The organism is Paucidesulfovibrio gracilis DSM 16080 (assembly GCF_900167125.1).
In the GTDB taxonomy this organism is placed as follows: domain Bacteria; phylum Desulfobacterota; class Desulfovibrionia; order Desulfovibrionales; family Desulfovibrionaceae; genus Paucidesulfovibrio; species Paucidesulfovibrio gracilis.
Map to the genome: position 1 here is coordinate 251,240 of NZ_FUYC01000003.1, position 17,470 is coordinate 268,709.

A 17,470-nucleotide genomic window follows, 5' to 3' on the forward strand; every position below is an offset into this window, starting at 1 on the left:
TTGCTCCAATCACGGCTTGCTCCTTGGAGCTGACACGGATAAGGGGAGAGGGCGAATCATGGTGTTGCCTCTTCCCAGGCCTTCCCCGTGCATGAAGGGGTTCCTGGGGCAACGGAAAAAGTGGAGTGATGTAGAGCGAATGGCGTGGTATAATGAGGCATCTGGACATTATCCGAACGCTCCCGCCGGGGGGGCAAAAGTGCTTTTTTTTAGTGGAGGCAGTGCGTTACACGATGCTTGTTCCGAACTGACGCGCCATACGCATCGCTCCATGCATGTGATCACTCCTTTCGATTCCGGCGGAAGTTCCGCGGAGTTACGTAAGGCGTTTGCCATGCCCGCAGTGGGAGATCTGCGAAATCGGCTGTTGGCCCTGGCTGATACGACATGTCCGGCGGTTTCCGCGTTACTACCGCTGCTTGAATATCGATTGGAGCGGGATGTCCCGTTGGAACTGCTGCGCGAGGTTTTTCAGTCAATGCTTCAGGGCCGGCACCCCTTGTTGCAGCCGGTGCCGGAAGCAATTCGGCAAAATGTGCGCTCGCATCTGACCGTTGTTGCCGATCGCATGCCGCAGTGGTTTGACCTGCGTGGAGCCAGCATAGGGAATCTGGCCTTGGCCGGTGCTTATTTATCAAATGGTCGACGGCTGAATCGTGTCCTTGCGACATACTCCCACTGGCTCCGTGTGCGCGGTATAGTTCTTCCTGTGACGGAACAATGCCGTCATCTTGCGGTCCGTCTTGCGGATGGAACCTGTGTGGTTGGACAACACCGCATTACGGGAAAAGAAACCCCTCCCTTGAAACAGCCGATCACGGACCTTTGGTTGGTGAATGGTCCCACTCTCGGCCCGGTGTCCGAAGCCTCGGCATGCGACGAAGCTCTTCGTTGTATCGAACAGGCCGATTTGGTTTGCTATTCTTTCGGGAGTTTTCACTCCAGCCTCGCCGCCAATTTGTTGGTTTCCGGCGTAGGCAAGGCTTTGGCCCGGAACCCCTGTCCCAAAGTATTCGTTCCGAATACCTTGCCGGATTCCGAAAGCCTGGGGCTTGATGTTGTTCAGCAGGTGGAACGGTTGGTAGCGATTTTGCGGAGGGACGCCGGTCGACAGGTGCGGGTAACGCAACTTGTGGACACGGTATTGATCGATTCTTCAGAAAAAAACTATCCCAATGGTGTTGGTGCCGGATCGATGCGCCGTATGGGGCTTGATGTGGTTCCCTGTCCGCTGGTGGAAGATGCTGCCCGAGGGCAGATAGATCCCGAACGGTTTGTCAGAATGTTGCTTTCCCGACTGTAACTATTCGGTAACTCCTTTCTTGTGGTGGTTTATACTTATCCTGCCGTGTTGATTTTGGACCTGGTGCCTTTCTCACTCTGCGGCAGTCCATGCGCTGTGCCATTTTTCCCCCATCGTAGCTGCTTGGCCTAGTTGGAGATTTGTGCCATGCTCCCTGGTCATGAAGATCCTTCTTGCCTATCCCTATTTTCAGCAGGACCGCGCTGAGGATGAAAATGTCGTGGCAATCCCCATCGGGGTGTACTATGTGGCAGCAACCCTGGTGGAAGCGGGCCATGACGTGACCGTGGCCAACTGGCACGGCCTGCGCGACAAACCCGAGGTAATGGAAAAAGAACTACGTGAAATTGCCCCCGACATCCTGGGGGTAACCGTGTTTACGGCCAATCGTTGGGGGGCGGTGCAGGCGGCCCGGATGGCCAAAAAGGTCAATCCGAAAACTACCGTGGTGTTTGGCGGAATAGGCGCAACATTTTTGGCGCATTTTTTCCTGGACCGGTTTCAGGTTGTGGACTGTGTGTTGCGTGGCGAAGGAGAACTTGCATTTCCTGCATTGTTACAGGCGATCAAAGACGGAACCTCGTTGGCTCACGTCCCGAATTTGTCTTGGCGGGACGGCAAACAGGTTTGCGATAATCCCTGTGCACCTTTTGTGAGTGATTTAGACTCCCTGCCGGATCCGGCAAAATATTTTACTTTTAAGCATGTGATTCTCTCGCGAGGCTGTCCGGGAAAGTGTATTTTTTGCGGGTCGCCTCGTTTTTGGGAGGGAAGGGTCCGCTTTCATTCCCCTGCCTATCTGGTGCGCCAGATAGAGCGCTTATCGTCAAGGGGGATACGATTTTTTTACGTCTCCGATGATACATTTACGCTCCGCCGGGAAATGGTGCTGGAATTTTGCCGTTTATTACAGGAACGGGGTTTGAAAGTACAATGGCAGGCAATATCCAGGGTTGATAGAGTGGATGAAGAAACGCTGGCAGCCATGCGTGCGGCTGGGTGCGTTCAGATCAGTTACGGGGTGGAGAGCGGGTCGCCGGAAATTCGAAAGACGTTGCGGAAAAACACCACGGATAAGCAGATCCGGCGGGCGTTTGATCTCACCACTCGCTACGGAATGGTGGCCCGAGCCTATATCATTTATGGCAATCCAGGAGAGTGTGAAGCAACGATTGAGCAGAGTCGGAGGTTTTTGCATTCCATTCGGCCACTGGTGGCGTTATTCCATGTGCTCACTGTCTTACCGGGAACGGAATTGTATGATCGTGCCTGCCGGGAATTTGGCGTTACGGATGACGTGTGGAACATGGACGAAGAGGATTTGCTCTGGTTTGATCTGGATCCTGCCCTGGAATTCAAACAGGTTCATGACTGGGGTACTCGTCTGAAGCGTGCGCAGCATGAAGCCTTGCCGGAGTATGTTGAACAGTTGGAAGTGGCTGAGGAACCTCGTCTATATCCTGCATTTGCCGATTTTTTTTCCAGGCTTGGGATGACGTTTGATCAAGGTGACTACGCGGAGAACTACCCGCAGGGTACCAGGGACCACCTCGCGGAACGCCTGTTTCGTCGGGCATTGCAGTATGGGGCTGATCCCAAGGCCAGTCTTGGACTAGGGATGTTGCTTCACCGTCATGGACATCACTCCGAAGCCGTCTCCGAGTTAGAGGAGGGGCTAAGACAGTTTCCCAATGAGCCGAATTTGCGCCTTTGTCTTGGAATTGCGCTCATGAATGTCGGACGGTTTAAGGCGGCGTTGTCGCATTTAGAAAAGCTGCGCGCCTTCCCACAGGCCCAGCCCTATATACAACAGTGCCGAGAAGCTGTAACTCACCATTGATCAAGACTTTTTTCTAGATGCATTGGATATTCCCCCGGCATTCCAGGGGGAAACGCCTGTGGCAGAGTCTTGACCACAATCGGACTATGTTCTACGCAGAATGTTCATCCGATGCGGCTCTGGGTCCAGTGTCAGAAAGCGAAGACTCCTTCGCGGACCAGGGCGAAATCACGATAAAATCGAGGAACGACAAGACAATGGAAAGCATTCCTATTTCTGTTGAAGGCTATGAAATGGTCAAGCGCGAGTTGGCGAATCTCAAAAAAGAACGCCCGGCAGTTATTCAGGCGATCAAAGAGGCCCGTGAAGAGGGTGATTTGAGCGAGAATGCGGGATATGATGCGGCCCGAGAACGCCAGGGGATGCTCGAAGCAAAGATTACGTACATTGAGTCGAGAATCCCCCGGTTCAATATCATTGATATGAATACACTGGGTGGAGAGCGCGTGTCCTTCGGTGCCACTGTGGAGATCGAAGATGTGGATACCGGCGATGTGAAGCGTTACCTGCTGCTTGGTCCCGATGAAACCGCCTACTGCAAAGGCAGTATTTCCATCCTGTCGCCAGTGGGCCGTGCGCTGCTGGGCAAGGAAATCGGTGACGAGGCCGTGGTGGATGCTCCGCGGGGTAAGATTCATTATGAAGTGTTGTCCATTGAATTCCACGGCCCTGCCATTGAACTGTAGCCCCTATACGTCGGGGCTGAGAGGACGAGATAATGCCCTCATTTGATATTGTTAGTCAGATTGATCTGCAGGAAGTGGACAACGCCGTGAACAACGTGAAAAAAGAACTGCGCACGCGGTTTGATTTCCGTAATGTTCCCACGGAATTGTCCCTAAACAAAAAGGATAAGCGTATTGAGCTTGTCACCGGCGATGAGATGAAGGTCAAAGCGTTGCATGATTTACTGATTGCCCATTTTACCCGGCGCAAGGTGGATCATCGGGCTTTGATTTTTCAGGAGCCGGAAGCCACTTCCAAAGGCCAACTCAAAGAGTCGGTCCGTTTGATGGAAGGGATTGATAAAGATACCGCGAAAAGAATCGTCAAGATCATCAAGGACAAGAAGTTGAAGGTCCAAGCGTCCATCCAGGACGACCAGGTTCGTGTCGCAGGAAAGAAAATCGATGACCTACAAGCGGTTATTCGTGTCTTGCAGGATGCAGATTTTGAGCTTCCTCTGCAATATGTGAATATGAAGAAATAAATTCTGATTCGATACGACACGAAGAAAGGGACCGTCGTAGCAGGCGGTCCCTTTCTTCATATGCCGTGGTCGTTCCGGCGTTCCCAAAAACGACGAGTTCAGAAAACTCCTTCCGAAGTGCCGAAAAGCCGCTCCAGATCTGTTACCACCTTACCTGAGGTGATGAGTACGACAAAGTCATCCGGCTCTACAAGCATACCGTTACTTGGCAATTTGTGAAGAACCCGCCCACCTTCCTGTTTCTTGCTGAGTCCGATCGCTATGGCGTTGCATTCGTCGCGAAGCGACTGGAAAACATCCCCAAACGATTTACCGGCAAAACAACATTTCGGCAAAATGCGATATTGCTGGACGTCGAAATCATCCTGTCCAGAAGCGGACGCAAGTAGATCCTCATTGAATCTGGCAACATCAGGTTCAAAGATATAGCTCGCCAACATTTTGGACGAAACGTCGCTTTTGGAAATGGTATAATTGACGCCAGCATTTTCAAAAGTTTGCTGCAGGTCGTAATTGTCCAACGTCATAACGATTTGGAGTGTTGGATGTTTTTTTCGCAGGTTGATTACGTAGACCAGGTTGCGTGCATCATCCTTGAGATTTGGGAATAAGACTTTTGCCCCGGCAATATTTACTTTGTCCAGAACCTCTTGATTGTGTAGATCGGCAAAGAGAACAAAGACCCACTCTTTGGGGAACTGTTCATAAATCAGCTCGACGTTTTCTTTGTGCTCAGTGATGATGCACACTTTGTTGTGTGCGGTGACGAGTTGGGCCGTAACTTTTTCGGCAAATCGGTCCCATCCTACAATGATGACATGTTGGGAAAATTTCGTACCGCCATACCCCATACGTCGACTCTCCCGCAGAGTGATAATGTTTTCTGTCAATGTGCCGATCAATAAGCTCAGCACTCCAAGGCTGCCAAGGATAAGAAATAACCCGGCAATGCGTCCCAAGGGCGTTACCGGGTAATAGTCACCATACCCCACGGTTGTGAGAGTAACGACAGAATACCAGAGGGCATCTGAAAAAGAATTGATATTTGCCGAATCAGAAGATGACTCCGTAAGAAAAAGGAGGAGTACTACAGCGAAATAGCACCCTAAAGCCAGAACAGTAAATCGAATGTTGCAACGTTTCGATGGCACTCACTATCTCCGAATATTTTTTTTCTGTGTACAACGATGGTTGCACAGTATCGAAGATATATCCAGAAAAAAGGCTGATATGGTTAGATAACCCTGTCAGCCTTTGATTTCATTGGCTCCCCAGCACGGACTTGAACCGCGAACCTAGTGATTAACAGTCGCCCGCTCTGTCTATCAAGCTACCGTGGAGCGGTATGCACCATCAAGTCCGAGGAGTGGGGCAGCGGGTTGTGGCGTTGCCGGAAAGTTACGCCGAATAGGACTCCTTTTTCGAAAGGATCGCATATGAAATTGCATATTGTGCTTGTTCGAGGACATCAAAAAAGGGTTACGTCATGTGTCGTAACCCTTTGAAATATGGCGGAGAGGGTGGGAGTATGTTTTTACTACTCGCTTAAACGCCTGATTATATATGACATTCTTCGTTTAATTCGTGAGCATATACTCTCAGTTTGTGTACCCGGTCTGTGATGACTTGGTCAAGTAGACAATGTTATGAGAAATTTATCCAATTTGCAGAATGGTGTTATTGGGGGCTACTCATTCTTTTTAGCTGTTCAATGAATTTTGATAATTTTTCAAAATATTCGGTCTCAATTTTTTCGATTTCATTTTTGTAGTTAGTAATGTTGACACTTAATTCTACTTGTTCTGAAAAACCTTGTGGACCATGCACTTTATCCTTTCTGGACTGAATGAGCTCATTTTGAAGAATATCTCTTTGTTTCTCGAAGTAGAGTCTTGTGCTCTTGACTTCTTGGATCAACTCATCTTCTGCGGTCATTTCCTTTTTAGTTGCAACGATTTTACCAAAAGTTACTGGGCCGATGTTTATTTCTCTGCCTTGGCCAAGAGCGGTAAACAATATTATACAGCTGGCCACGACAACTAAAGTACAAAAAATAAATCCAGCTTTTGTAGCTTTTGCCTCTAGCAACTCCTTAAATCCGTACATAATATTCCTTTTACAGTTTTTTCTGCGCCCATTTTTAGTGGTGTTTAATATTAATCGCCTGATATCTCTACAGGAATGCTTCAGTCAAGCACGGGTCGTCCTTGGATAGACGCGTGAAAAAAAGCGGAAATGCTGTTTAAGTTAACTCCAAACGCTTCATCAATCGTTGCACACTAGCCGCATACCATTGGCCTCCACGAGGTGTTCTGATGCTGTTTCGATTCAGCTCAGTCGCAATCCCATTGGCACTGGTGATTCCTTGTTTGAGAAGCTTGGTAATCTGACCACGAAGCCGTTCCGCACGATGATTAGCATTGGCCTTGATCTTTTTGACAGCAGGATCATTTCCAATACCTCGGAGGTGTTCAGCTCCCTTCGGATTACCTAGCTTAACACCTCGGGCTTTTGCAGCAGCCAGAGCAGCCTTTGTTCGCTCAGAGATCCGCTTGCGCTCTTCCTGTGCCATTAAAGCCATAATACCTACTGTAAGCTCGTTGGCTTCAGGCATATCGGCACATACAAAGCGGACGCCAGAACGTTGAAGACCGAGCAAAAAGTATGCGTCACGAGACAGGCGGTCGAGCTTTGCGATGAGGAGTGTAGCTCCAGTCAAATCACAATGCTCAAGGGCTTGCTTCAGTTCAGGACGGTCATCATTCTTTCCGCTTTCAACTTCGACGTACTCTTCAAGAAGTTCCCATTGACCACCATTCAAATAGTCTTCAACAGCCTTACGCTGGGCTTCAATGCCAAGACCACTTCTCCCTTGTCTTTCTGTGCTGACACGCAGGTACGATACGAACTTGCCTTCCACGACTTACTCCTTTTCAATCTGCATAACGTTCGTTTGGCAATTTGATAAACGAAAAATAATGCAGCTTGTCAAGTGGCTAGAAGTAAAGATTGATAAGAGGGATCATCGGGAAAAGCAGCTGGTTGAGATGTCTCGGGAACGTATAGAAGCGAAGGCGGGGTATGGGGGGAAACGCGTATATTGATATATCGTAAAGGCGCTCAGATTTTTGTGGCAAAATATGCTGGGGATAGAAAACGAGGGGGGAGGACGCAACGGCCCTCGCCCCTCTGATGTTATTAAATGTTAGACAGCAGCTTTCAACTCCGTTTCGACTTGGATCTTGAGAAGCATTTCGACTAGACTGGCTGGGTCCATACCCATTTCCATAAGAGCATCATCAAGCGGATACTCTATTTCGTCTTGTGACGCCTGAGCTTTGCAGGCTTCAGAGAACCTTATGAATCCCTTCGACACATTCTCCATGACGTCTCTAGGTGCATGCTCAATGAATCCAAGAAATGCTGCTTCATACAACATCGAACCGTAGTCGTTGATAAACGACAAGGCGACAAGAACTCTCGCAGCTTCAACATGAGTCTCAAATTCAATTGGTTTACTGATGCCATCAAAAACATTGTCCAGAGTGTATTGGATACAGTCTCTGACAATGATCTTTTTAGCGACTCCTCTCAGATAGGCTGCTATGAATTCCCTTGCATATACTCCTGCATTACCAGGTGCTTTCAGGTGATCATCTGCTCGATTAGAGTCGATCCCTGTGATTGTTTTAGCCCTTTTGGGGAAGGACTCATAATCTTCTTCAATGCTTGCCGTGGTAGCGTCGAATGCAGCAATCAACTCTTCGTAGGTGTTTACTTCGTGATTTTCAGAGGTGGATTCGAACAGCTTAATCATGGAATATCTCCTTGTGTTTTTAGTTGTGGTTAAACGGGACGTGGTATCCGTCGATATCGCAGCGCAGAAAGTCGTTCTTCTGGTTTTCATCCTGCGCGATATGTTTAGCGATCCTCAGCGCCAGTGCGCCGAGCTTAGAATGACAGAGGCGCTCGGAAAGAAAATCCCGAACGCCTACCGTGATGCGATCCTTTCTGCGGTGTGTGAATGGATCTCGTCGTATTGGTGCTAGACGTAACAGCCTGACCACCATTTGATGCCTGAAGTGCTTGTCGCTCCTGAATGCCTCTGGAGACAGCTCCTGGTAAAGGAACATGGCGACAAGGGTTGCCATCATGTCCTTCGGCTCGACATGGCTTTCCCGAAGGTGAACTAGCCAGTTGTTCGTGCGTTCCCAGGGTGACTTGCTGCCAGACCAGACACGTCGAGGCTTAGCAGATTGGAGCAGACGATCCAGTACGTCATACGCTCCCATAATTGCCGGGTGGTCTCCGTTCTCATCAAGGAAACGGTAAACCGAGGACAGATATGGAGCGAGTTCACCTTTGGTCACTGTGTGGCCTCTGGGATCGCCCGTACGCTGACAACGGTCATCGTGTGCATCACAATAGCGTCCCCACTTCTGTACAGTTCTGAAACAGCCGGGGACGTCGCAAGTGCGCCTTGCAGATTTGCATTGAGCAAGACGCAGCCATGAGGGTGTCGACATGCGACCTCCTTGTAGTTTGTGCCTAGCCAACCAGGCGTTGATGGGATGGGTAAGGGACAAGGAATGAGTAGTTTCCAGTTTCCGGTCTATAAGGGTAAAGAAACTGGAAACTGAATGAAGGTGGGGAAGATAGGTGCGGTCAGCGAGTTACTCTTACTCGCTGAGTCGCAACTAATAGTCTTCCTCCTCGTCTACCTGCTTCTGACTCTCTGCAGCCATAGACAGCAATTCACTCCATTCTTTCTTGCTGATGAAGCCATTGGCAATGGCTTGGCTCTTCAGCTTGGACATCTTCGACTTGCTGCATTCGAACGGTAATGCTTCACAGAGTGCATCCTGAGTCGGATACTCTAATGTCTTGAGCATATTGATGATGGTCTGGATCTGGTCGTCCTTTGACTGTCGTGAGTTCCAAAGAGCGCCCAAGTCTTCGTTGGGTTCCAGCCACACTTCCCGTTCTTGAATTGTTTCGTCTCTCGGACACCGGAATTTGTCCCAGCACAGTCTGAAAGACGTCCCATTCGATTGGATCGACTCAACCGCCTTGAGCCCGAGGATAACCTCGAAGGTCGTGGCAAGCTTCGAAGATCCACGGTAGTTGTTTGCGTTCTTGTTCGAATGATGGACGAGTATACAAGCCACCTTTGCCTGCTTGAGCTTCATCAGGAACTGAAGAACCTCGTTGAAGTCTCCTGCGTCGTTCTCATCCTTGATTGATGCCAAGGTCGATAGGTTGTCGAGGATCACAAGGTCATAGTTCCCAATGTGATATGGGTTTGTCTTTTCATCCATCGTTGCAAGATCAAGCATCAACTCACGTCCTTCCTCCAACGCAAGGTCTGGGAAGTCAGCGTCTGGTCTTTGATACTGCCGGGCAAGAACGGTGATGTTTTGGCCAGTCAGTTCCTCATCGAGATTTAATCCTGGCAGAAGGATCTTGGCTCGCTCGATGATGTCCTGAATGTGCATTTCTCCGTCTACGAATAATACCCGGCGTGGCTTGATGGCTTTCCAGCCCATGAACTCACCACCTCCAGCGATGACCAAAGCCAACGTCAGTGTCAGCATGGACTTGCCGACACCAGGAGGGGCGTAGATCATGGCGCTTTCTCCGTCTCGAAGCCACGGTTTGAGCAAGTGCTCTCGTGGCGGGAACTCTGTCTTCAACAACGTGTCCAGTGAAGGGGCTCTCAGCTTGCTATTCATGCTGCCCTCCAAGCTGTACGTTTGGGGATGAGGAATGCCCAGGAGACCCGAAGCGCTTTCCTGCCTTTCTGTCCAAGATCCTGCTTCCAGTCGTGGAGTGTTATCTTGGTTTCTTCATGAAAGTCGCTACAAAGGGTCCTAAACTGCTGAAGCCATCTTTGTAGTGTCTTGGATCGTTTCTTCATGGAAAGCCCGTTTGAGCAGGCTTTCAGCCACTTGCCGAACCTGAAAGAGGTTTTTGTATGAACTCGCATGTGAGTCCTCCGTTTGTTTGTGGCCGAATTTGGCCGTGCATAGGAAAAGGCGGGACGCGCTATGGCTATCCCGCCTGACCAAAAGGAATGTATGTGAACTGAGCATGGATCTGACTGGTGTGCAGACAGTCGAGCTCAGGTGTCACCGGAAGTGTTCTTCTCTTTTAGGTGAGGGTTAATTCCAATGATCTGAAATTATTTCTTTTTCGGAAAAAGTGTAGATTGATTCGCAGCCAACAGAGGTTGTCTTTGCAGGGCATCAGGATGAAATGCGTTCTCTACTTCGTAGTGGGCCCCAATCTGAACATGCTGATTTAAATGAATTTTATTGAATCTTCTTTTGTGAATAAAATGAAATCTAACGAATGACCTGACATGGTTATTTTCCTAACCCCTCGTCATTGGCTACGTAGTGCAACTTAAATCTGGAGCCTATCTTATCTTCTAAGTGGGGGGTAATTTTAAAAGGATGAAATATTTAAAAATTGAAAAAGCGGTCTGACTAGAGTCTTGCTTCAAAGAAGTGACCACATAAACGATATGATGTCCTACTGCTTATTAAGTGGGCCTTAATCTCATCCTGCTGTTTTTTTGCTTATTAATTAATTCTTCATATCCTTATCCAGCGAAGCGATGATCCGCTCCTTCGCCTTCACGATCACCTTGGATGTCGCCAGGATTCCCTGCACGTCGTCACCCTCCAGCGTCGGACGCCGGAAGGTATCGAAGGTTTCCACCAGGAACTCCTTCAAGACAGGCAGGATCATGGGCTTCCGCTTACCTTTGCGGTTGGACTTGTAGTTCGGGTAGATGTCCTTGCGGAAGTTATGGTCGTCGTCGGACAGGGCGATGATTACCTTGTCTGCTTCGACAGCATCCTGGAGATTGAGGACGCGCTCCTCCAGGGCGACTTCGGCTGGCCCTTGCTCGACGTGAAGGGTCCAGAAGCCGTCGCCCCAGTGGGTTGCTTTCTCTTCTCGGGCAGCGATCTGGTAGGCGAGGATGTCACCGTCGATGATGACTACTCGGTCCAGCATTACGCTGCCTCCTCGACGAGCCATGCAGGTTCTTCTTCGATCAATCCTTCGGAGAGAAGCAGCTGGCAGATCAGCCACATACCCTTCGGAGTGATGTAGTATGCCGCACGGTTCACGCCACCTTTCTTGAATGTACGCCACATGAAGTAACCTTCTTCTATGAACTGCTCACGAGGGACATAGCGAGTCTGTACGCCGTCCTTCATGGAAGGGTTCGGGAAGATGTCCTTGCGGAAGACACCACGTTTGAGCAGCGTCATACGCAGATCAGTGGAGGAAACCTCGAAGCCCTTGTAGGCGTCGTTGAAGAGGTAACGCTTCCCGTTGTCAGTCTGGAGATCGTTGAAGATGGCCTTGGGAGTAAGGTATTTGTTCTCGGACTCCAGAGCGCGGTTTCGTTCCTGCTCCAGCTTGAGGTTCTTCGCCAGATGGATCACCGTGTCAGGATTCAAGAGAACCTGTTCGATGACCTCGGGAGTCATGTAGGCTCCATGCTTGCGGATCGAAGGGAGGACTTCCTCGAACACCCACTCCTCGAACTGCTCGGCAGTCGGCAGCTTAGAGCGAATGATGAGACGGTAAACGTCTGCTTCGGGAATAATGGTGAGGAACTGCGCCCCACCTCTTTGACCATCACGTTTCGTTATAGTCATCTTCTCTGCCCGTCGGCAGTGATCGCCGACGGCCTTGGGCGGATTGCTATAACCCAACGCTGTTGCAACGTCCTTGGCGATGAACCAGATTTCACCATCGTCACCTTTAAGAACACGGATGATTCCAAAGAGTTCATTGGTGAACTGTGCCGGGGTCATTTTGTCAAATTTGTTGTTACTCATTTCTTTTCTCCTTTGAGTTTCAAATGTTTTCAGAAACGAGAAAAGGACAGGCCAACCTAATGACCTGTCCCTCTCGTATGCTTACGTAGTGCAACTTAATTGCAACTCGCTGTTATCAGTGGGTTTCTGCCCAGTTCGCTCCGATCTTGTACTCGCCGTCCAGAGGACACCGAAAGTTGAACGACTCGCCAGCCTGACGGATCGCATTAACTGCGATGTCGCCAACCTCGTGAGCCAGATGCTCCCGAGAGATCATCTGAAACTCGTCGTGAACGTGGGCGGCTTGCCACACGTCAACCTCGTAGGGATTCAGGGCAGGATACTTCGGAAGCACGTATGGTTGTGCCTCCAGGTCACGCCACAGGATCACCGTGGAATTCGTGAAGATAATATCTTTATGAGAATACCAAAATCGAACAAGCTGGTATTATGCTTCTCTCTCTGGCTTCTAACCAAAACACTTGCGATTTCTTCGTACACAGTGAAGCGCTTCCACACATAACAAAACGAGCCTAGGGCATGTATTACCACGGCAATTGGGCGAGCTTTTTTATGAACCTCAGCATGTTTCAAGTCATTCCATGCGCATGGTTTATCTGCGTGCGATTGAGCTCGGAATCAATAATATGTAATTTTATTGTGTTCGAAATGGTCAAGTATCAAGAGAGAATTGGTGAGCCCGAACCCGATGGTTTGGACCGAAATCAGCAAATGAATCCAAAGAGAGATCAAAAGATAGTAACTAGATGTACCTCCGCCTCCGAAGGCTTTGATATTTGGTGGCTGGGCGGGGTCTTCTGATATTGAGAAGAAGTCAAGATGGGAGGATACTCTTTCATGGGCTAAAGAGTACGGTCTTAGACAGTTGATCCCAGAGCTAAAACCTTAAGAAAAATATGAGGTTGAAGAAATCGATTTCAAATCTCCACTAGATTACCAGGTCGAGCTTTGGGAAGCTGAGAATGATGAGGATGACGAAATCGACATGTATATCAAGTCATGAAAAGCGGGTTGATCCTTGTCGGATCATCTTGTTTATGGTGTTGGGTTTTTCGACTACTCGTCACACCATTTTCTACATTTTTTAGGGTTCTACACGGGCGCACACGCGCACGCGGCTTTGTCCGGAAATTTAGTCAGTTTGATCATGAAATGTAATAGTTGCCACCAGCACTGGCGACCCATCCTTCTAGTTCATGGGCAAGCTCAGGGTCTTTTGACTGCAGTGCCTTGATGATTTTGTAGGTAGGACTTGGTGAACCAAAGCCAAAATCGTTAGAGCTTGCCTTTTTGTATTCTTCTTCGATGAAATGTAGACCTTTGACAAGCAAGGCTACGTCACGGTCTATGTATTTTTTGGCGTTAGCCAGACTAATCCTAAAAAGAGTCTCGTTTCCCTTAAGAAGTGGATAGTTAGGCAAGAAATGAGAAAGCTCTTCGTTGGAGCAAGACTCATTTGCTCCAATTATTTTAATACGTTCTATTTCTGATTTTGGAATCGATGTCATGTTTTCCTACCTTACTGGCAGAGCATCCAGCAGATCATCCAGAAACTCCGAGCATGGATCAGTGCTCGTGACGAGTAAGTGGTCTCGAGCCCTTGTGCAAGCAACGTACAGCAGGTGTCTTTCCGTGTTGTACACCTCTTCAAGATCGGCGTTGTCGGATATGGACTCGATCCGCTCTTGCAGGGGAATGACCTCATCATCGCAGGCCATGACAACGACAACCCTGAACTCCAGCCCCTTGGCCAGATGCATGGTGCAGAGAGAAGCATGCTCAGGAGACACGTCAAGCCGCTCGTCAAGCACTCGGTAGGGTATTCCCGTCTGGCTGATGGCCGCCTCGGCACGTGAGAGCTGTTCGTCGGAGCGGACGAAGACACCGATCTCGTTCGGCACGATACCCTCGTCATATCGCTCTTGGAGCCAAGCTGAGACGGCCTCGACCTCATCCGCTTCGCTGTCGAAGGACTTGATGACAGGGGCCGGGCCATTGAACACCGAAGTCGTACCACGCCGGTCATCCACGTTGCCATCAACATCAGCAACGGTCGGTCCCAGAAGGCGATCTGCCTGGGTGCGAATCTGATGCGAAGTCCTGTAGTTGACGCGAAGAGTCTGACAGCGCCCACGGATTTCAACTCCGAGCGAAGTCCACGAGAAGGGCGTCTGGAATATCCGCTGCCCAAGGTCACCGGCAAAGAACAACCCGTTTTGCCTGTTGGCCGCGAGGGCTGCCAGGAAGCGAAGTTGAGGAATGCTGACATCCTGCGCCTCGTCAACGATGGCGTAGTCGTAAATAGGATGGGCAAGGGTCGAAACCTTTTCCGCCAGCGCAGAGAACAGGTCCGCAAGGGTCATCAGACCTTCCTGAGAAAGCCTTTCCCGGACCTGGCTGAAAACCTCCCAGAGTTGGCTGCGTTGCTTCTCAGGGAGGCGGGTCTTTCGTCCCAGACGAAGGACATCCCGGTAATCCTCCCATGTCCGGAGCTGCCATGCATCCACCACATCGGTCCACTCCGACATCAGAAAACGTTGGTGAAAACGGGGTCCGTCCAAGTCTGCAGAGGCTTCGCGGATGAACTGTGAAATGATCTCGTCAGGTGCGATTTTCGGAGGAGAGAGCAGGCGCTCGTGAAGCCTGAGTCCCAGGGTATTGATCGAGTGTACCTCAAGCCGTTCACCGATCTTTGGCTCGTTACTGACAAGCCTCTTCAGTTTGATCTGCAAGGCCTTGGCCAGCACATCCGAGAAGGTGGTGAGAAGCACTCGGGAATCTGGGTCTTTCCTGGCCAGATGGACGGCACGGTGAAGAGCAACGATGGTTTTGCCGGTGCCTGCCGAGCCTGAGACCCTGGCAGGGCCGTTGTAATCCCTCTCGACGACCTCACGCTGTGAGGGGTGCAGGAAGACGGTCCATTTTTCCCAAGGGTAGTCCAGAGCACGTTTGAGTTCCTCGACGTTGGACATGACACGGAAACGGCGCAGTGCGTCGGGATGCTCGAAGGGGTCTTCGTCCTCGGTGATTACAGGAGCGACCTTCGGAGTGCCTCCTGTGGCCAGTACGAGGAGTGCTTCTGCAGCTTCCCCTGGGAGATGCTCTGCAAGGTCCAGAATCGTGTCCTCAGTGGCTTTGAGGACGTCTTCAAGCCATTCTTCCGGCACACCGTAGCCGAGAAGGTCTTCTTCTGAGATCGAAGCGAAAAAGGGAGGTTTTTCTGCCAGGGAGATTTCCTCGACCACATGCACCATGGTCGGGACTTCGACCACTGTTTCCCTGATCTCGACGAACTGAGCCGCGCCGGTCTTCGGATGTCGTTCGAGTTTCCTCGTTTCGGCCCAGCGGTAGGCGGCATCATGGTGATCCACGTAGCAGAGAAGCAGGCTGGACTTGGTTTTGTGGACGATGAGCCTGATGTCGCTGCTTACCCGTATGGACCAGAAGTTCTTGTCCTTAGCGCGGGTAAGCTTGTGAAAGCTCATGCCGGGTGAGGCCGGGTCGAGCTGGAGGTCGAACGCCGTGGTCTTCACGGCCTTTTGCTCGTCGCCGGTCAGTCGCGAGAGGCTGTCCGTGAAGGTGTCTGAGATTCTGAATTCCATCTACGCCCTCAGTAGTTCTTCAAGAGTATCTTTCAGGCTTTGAGCAACTGTCGTACGGAAACCTGTCGGGATGACCCTTGCTTCTGAAAAACCATTTCCGACCGAGTTGACTAGTTGCTTAAAAACGAATTTTCCTTTGGCTCCATTAAGTGCTCTACCTTGGAACCCAGCCCAAACTGCTGCATTCTCCGGACTCCCTCCCTCCGCGTAAAGTTCCTTATTGTGAGCCCGTCTTTGACTCTGAAATTGTTCTTGAATTGGTTGAGCTTGTCTCACCAGGATTGTATCAATGTGCTGCTCGGCTTCTGGGAGGGAACATCCAACGATTTCTTGGATTATTTCAGGAGAACAAAAGTAGGCTTCCAAATCGGAAAGATCGGTGAACCAACAGGTAGCACCTTTGTCATGGTAACTTCGTTGAATCGATGCTACCTCGTCATCCGTTAAGGAGTCCCTGTCTCTGTGGATGAGTATTTTGAATTTGTTTCCAAGCGAAGCCGACAGTTCTGCGGCTTCATCTGGATTTGGAACGTTTTGATAACCTCGCCCAGGTAGTAGAGTAACCGCCCTCTCAATCTCAGGCCACTGGGCTATGACTTTTCGAAGCCATTTCAGTTCCTTGTCCTCTGAAGCGATGATAATCTTTTTCCCAAACGCTCCCCAACCAAGTGCCAGTTCAACCGCAGAGCGGTTTTCAGACTCGACTCTTCCTCCGTTGATCCAAATAACTTTCGCGTTAAGTGGGGCTCCTCGAACGATAAATGGAGAATGTGTTGTCAAGATGATCTTGATATTCTGCTGCTCTGCAACTTCACCAAGAACCTGAACCGTTCGCTCTTGAATGGTTGGATGGAGATGAATATCAGGTTCGTCCACAAGAAGAACACCTGGAGAAAAAAGAAGGACGTACGAGAAAATTTGTATAAGTTGAATATACCCAGTTCCAAGCAGTTCTATTGGCCGAGTGTCGCCGTTGACTATTACATCGCATGAAATGAAAAGGTCTTTTTCCTCATCATGGCGAACATCAATTGAGACAGGGCCGATAATGTTTTCTATCCAGGTTTCTATCTGTCGAATATTGTCTTGTGATTTCTCTTTAAGCAGGAGGAGGACGTTTCGGAGTATGACGTTAGCATCGCCGAAGGAGCAAGCTTTCAAGACCACTTTTTTAGAGCGTTTCTCCTCTTTGTTTGGAATGCCAGATATGCCGGGTATGTATGCGGAAAAGAAGCTTTTTTTCTTTCTAAGTTTAAGCGTCAGCTCCATGGGAACGGAGCCTTTTACCGACAAGCCCGCGTTACGTGCTGACCGTATTGTGCAACGTGCTTGATGTGTATCGCCAGCGTCATCTTTAAAAGAAAAAGAAACTCTGGAGGAAGGTGTTCCTGCCTTGTTTCCCCAAAGGGAATTGTGCCCAAGGGTCTTGTAATTATCTGTAGGCAGGTAATCCAATTCCTCGATGCCGACAGTTGAAGTGTTATTCTCGTCAACACGTTGTGCTTGGCGCATCGCACAAGTCGCAAGATGGACAGCCTGAACTATCGAGGACTTGCCGCAAGCATTGGTCCCGACGAGAATGTTGACGGGAGCAAGGTCAAGCTCAACATGGCTTACGCACTTGAAATCATTTACTTCAATCTTGGTTAATTCCAT

15 protein-coding genes and 1 tRNA gene are annotated in these 17,470 nt (G+C 49.8%); 4 read left to right on the plus strand and 12 right to left on the minus strand.

Annotation, left to right across the window (positions count from 1 at the left end; translation table 11 throughout):
* The first annotated feature begins 139 nt into the window (after positions 1 to 139).
* The 4 genes from B5D49_RS05460 (at position 140) to B5D49_RS05475 (ending at position 4,353) form a co-directional block, all read left to right on the plus strand.
* Positions 140 to 1,303: a GAK system CofD-like protein gene (locus B5D49_RS05460; RefSeq protein WP_234990629.1), complete on the plus strand. Its 1,164-nt coding sequence runs from the start codon at positions 140 to 142 to the stop codon at positions 1,301 to 1,303.
* A 160-nt stretch (positions 1,304 to 1,463) separates the two neighbouring features.
* Positions 1,464 to 3,143: a B12-binding domain-containing radical SAM protein gene (locus B5D49_RS05465; RefSeq protein WP_078716660.1), complete on the plus strand. Its 1,680-nt coding sequence runs from the start codon at positions 1,464 to 1,466 to the stop codon at positions 3,141 to 3,143.
* A 197-nt stretch (positions 3,144 to 3,340) separates the two neighbouring features.
* Positions 3,341 to 3,829 carry a transcription elongation factor GreA gene (gene greA, locus B5D49_RS05470; protein WP_078716661.1) on the plus strand — a complete coding sequence of 163 codons (489 nt, stop codon included), beginning with the start codon at positions 3,341 to 3,343 and terminating at the stop codon, positions 3,827 to 3,829.
* Between the two features lie 32 nt (positions 3,830 to 3,861).
* On the plus strand, positions 3,862 to 4,353 hold the full coding sequence (locus tag B5D49_RS05475; RefSeq protein ID WP_078716662.1) for a YajQ family cyclic di-GMP-binding protein: 492 nt from the start codon (positions 3,862 to 3,864) through the stop codon (positions 4,351 to 4,353).
* A gap of 98 nt (positions 4,354 to 4,451) precedes the next feature.
* Here the strand turns inward: B5D49_RS05475 and B5D49_RS05480 are convergent, their stop codons facing one another.
* The 12 genes from B5D49_RS05480 to B5D49_RS05550 all read right to left on the minus strand — a co-directional run bounded on the left by B5D49_RS05480 (position 4,452) and on the right by B5D49_RS05550 (position 17,470).
* On the minus strand, positions 4,452 to 5,504 hold the full coding sequence (locus B5D49_RS05480; RefSeq protein WP_234990630.1) for a potassium channel family protein: 1,053 nt from the start codon (positions 5,502 to 5,504) through the stop codon (positions 4,452 to 4,454).
* 113 nt (positions 5,505 to 5,617) lie between these two features.
* A tRNA-Asn gene (locus B5D49_RS05485) sits at positions 5,618 to 5,693 on the minus strand.
* A 337-nt stretch (positions 5,694 to 6,030) separates the two neighbouring features.
* Positions 6,031 to 6,459: a hypothetical protein gene (locus B5D49_RS05490; protein ID WP_078716663.1), complete on the minus strand. Its 429-nt coding sequence runs from the start codon at positions 6,457 to 6,459 to the stop codon at positions 6,031 to 6,033.
* A gap of 136 nt (positions 6,460 to 6,595) precedes the next feature.
* Complete coding sequence (locus B5D49_RS05495) at positions 6,596 to 7,273, minus strand: recombinase family protein (RefSeq protein WP_078716664.1); 678 nt, start codon at positions 7,271 to 7,273, stop codon at positions 6,596 to 6,598.
* A gap of 285 nt (positions 7,274 to 7,558) precedes the next feature.
* Complete coding sequence (locus tag B5D49_RS05500; RefSeq protein WP_078716665.1) at positions 7,559 to 8,170, minus strand: hypothetical protein; 612 nt, start codon at positions 8,168 to 8,170, stop codon at positions 7,559 to 7,561.
* Positions 8,171 to 8,189: 19 nt separating this feature from the next.
* Positions 8,190 to 8,723, minus strand: a complete 534-nt coding sequence (locus tag B5D49_RS05505; protein ID WP_144019189.1) for a hypothetical protein — start codon at positions 8,721 to 8,723, stop codon at positions 8,190 to 8,192.
* 327 nt (positions 8,724 to 9,050) lie between these two features.
* Positions 9,051 to 10,085: an AAA family ATPase gene (locus B5D49_RS05510; RefSeq protein ID WP_078716667.1), complete on the minus strand. Its 1,035-nt coding sequence runs from the start codon at positions 10,083 to 10,085 to the stop codon at positions 9,051 to 9,053.
* 856 nt (positions 10,086 to 10,941) lie between these two features.
* Positions 10,942 to 11,376, minus strand: coding sequence for a hypothetical protein (locus B5D49_RS05520; protein WP_159447144.1), 435 nt, complete (start codon positions 11,374 to 11,376; stop codon positions 10,942 to 10,944).
* Positions 11,376 to 12,212 (minus strand): BRO family protein, encoded by an 837-nt coding sequence (locus B5D49_RS05525; RefSeq protein ID WP_078716670.1) that lies wholly within the window; start codon positions 12,210 to 12,212, stop codon positions 11,376 to 11,378. The genes B5D49_RS05520 and B5D49_RS05525 overlap by 1 nt, the downstream gene beginning before the upstream one ends.
* Before the next feature lie 1,145 nt (positions 12,213 to 13,357).
* Positions 13,358 to 13,720: a hypothetical protein gene (locus B5D49_RS05540; RefSeq protein ID WP_078716672.1), complete on the minus strand. Its 363-nt coding sequence runs from the start codon at positions 13,718 to 13,720 to the stop codon at positions 13,358 to 13,360.
* Positions 13,721 to 13,726: 6 nt separating this feature from the next.
* Positions 13,727 to 15,814 carry a 3'-5' exonuclease gene (locus tag B5D49_RS05545; RefSeq protein WP_078716673.1) on the minus strand — a complete coding sequence of 696 codons (2,088 nt, stop codon included), beginning with the start codon at positions 15,812 to 15,814 and terminating at the stop codon, positions 13,727 to 13,729.
* Entirely contained in the window at positions 15,815 to 17,470 is a 1,656-nt protein-coding gene (locus tag B5D49_RS05550; protein WP_078716674.1) for an ATP-dependent nuclease, read from the minus strand. It lies immediately after the preceding gene.

Bases quoted from the DNA above. Each gene is read 5' to 3' on its own strand.
- B5D49_RS05510 (WP_078716667.1), bottom strand. From the start codon at position 10,085: ATGAATAGCAAGCTGAGAGCCCCTTCACTGGACACGTTGTTGAAGACA.
- B5D49_RS05540 (WP_078716672.1), bottom strand. From the start codon at position 13,720: ATGACATCGATTCCAAAATCAGAAATAGAACGTATTAAAATAATTGGA.
- B5D49_RS05465 (WP_078716660.1), top strand. From the start codon at position 1,464: ATGAAGATCCTTCTTGCCTATCCCTATTTTCAGCAGGACCGCGCTGAG.
- B5D49_RS05520 (WP_159447144.1), bottom strand. From the start codon at position 11,376: ATGCTGGACCGAGTAGTCATCATCGACGGTGACATCCTCGCCTACCAG.
- B5D49_RS05460 (WP_234990629.1), top strand. From the start codon at position 140: ATGGCGTGGTATAATGAGGCATCTGGACATTATCCGAACGCTCCCGCC.
- B5D49_RS05545 (WP_078716673.1), bottom strand. From the start codon at position 15,814: ATGGAATTCAGAATCTCAGACACCTTCACGGACAGCCTCTCGCGACTG.
- B5D49_RS05490 (WP_078716663.1), bottom strand. From the start codon at position 6,459: ATGTACGGATTTAAGGAGTTGCTAGAGGCAAAAGCTACAAAAGCTGGA.
- greA (WP_078716661.1), top strand. From the start codon at position 3,341: ATGGAAAGCATTCCTATTTCTGTTGAAGGCTATGAAATGGTCAAGCGC.
- B5D49_RS05500 (WP_078716665.1), bottom strand. From the start codon at position 8,170: ATGATTAAGCTGTTCGAATCCACCTCTGAAAATCACGAAGTAAACACC.
- B5D49_RS05525 (WP_078716670.1), bottom strand. From the start codon at position 12,212: ATGAGTAACAACAAATTTGACAAAATGACCCCGGCACAGTTCACCAAT.
- B5D49_RS05475 (WP_078716662.1), top strand. From the start codon at position 3,862: ATGCCCTCATTTGATATTGTTAGTCAGATTGATCTGCAGGAAGTGGAC.
- B5D49_RS05550 (WP_078716674.1), bottom strand. From the start codon at position 17,470: ATGGAATTAACCAAGATTGAAGTAAATGATTTCAAGTGCGTAAGCCAT.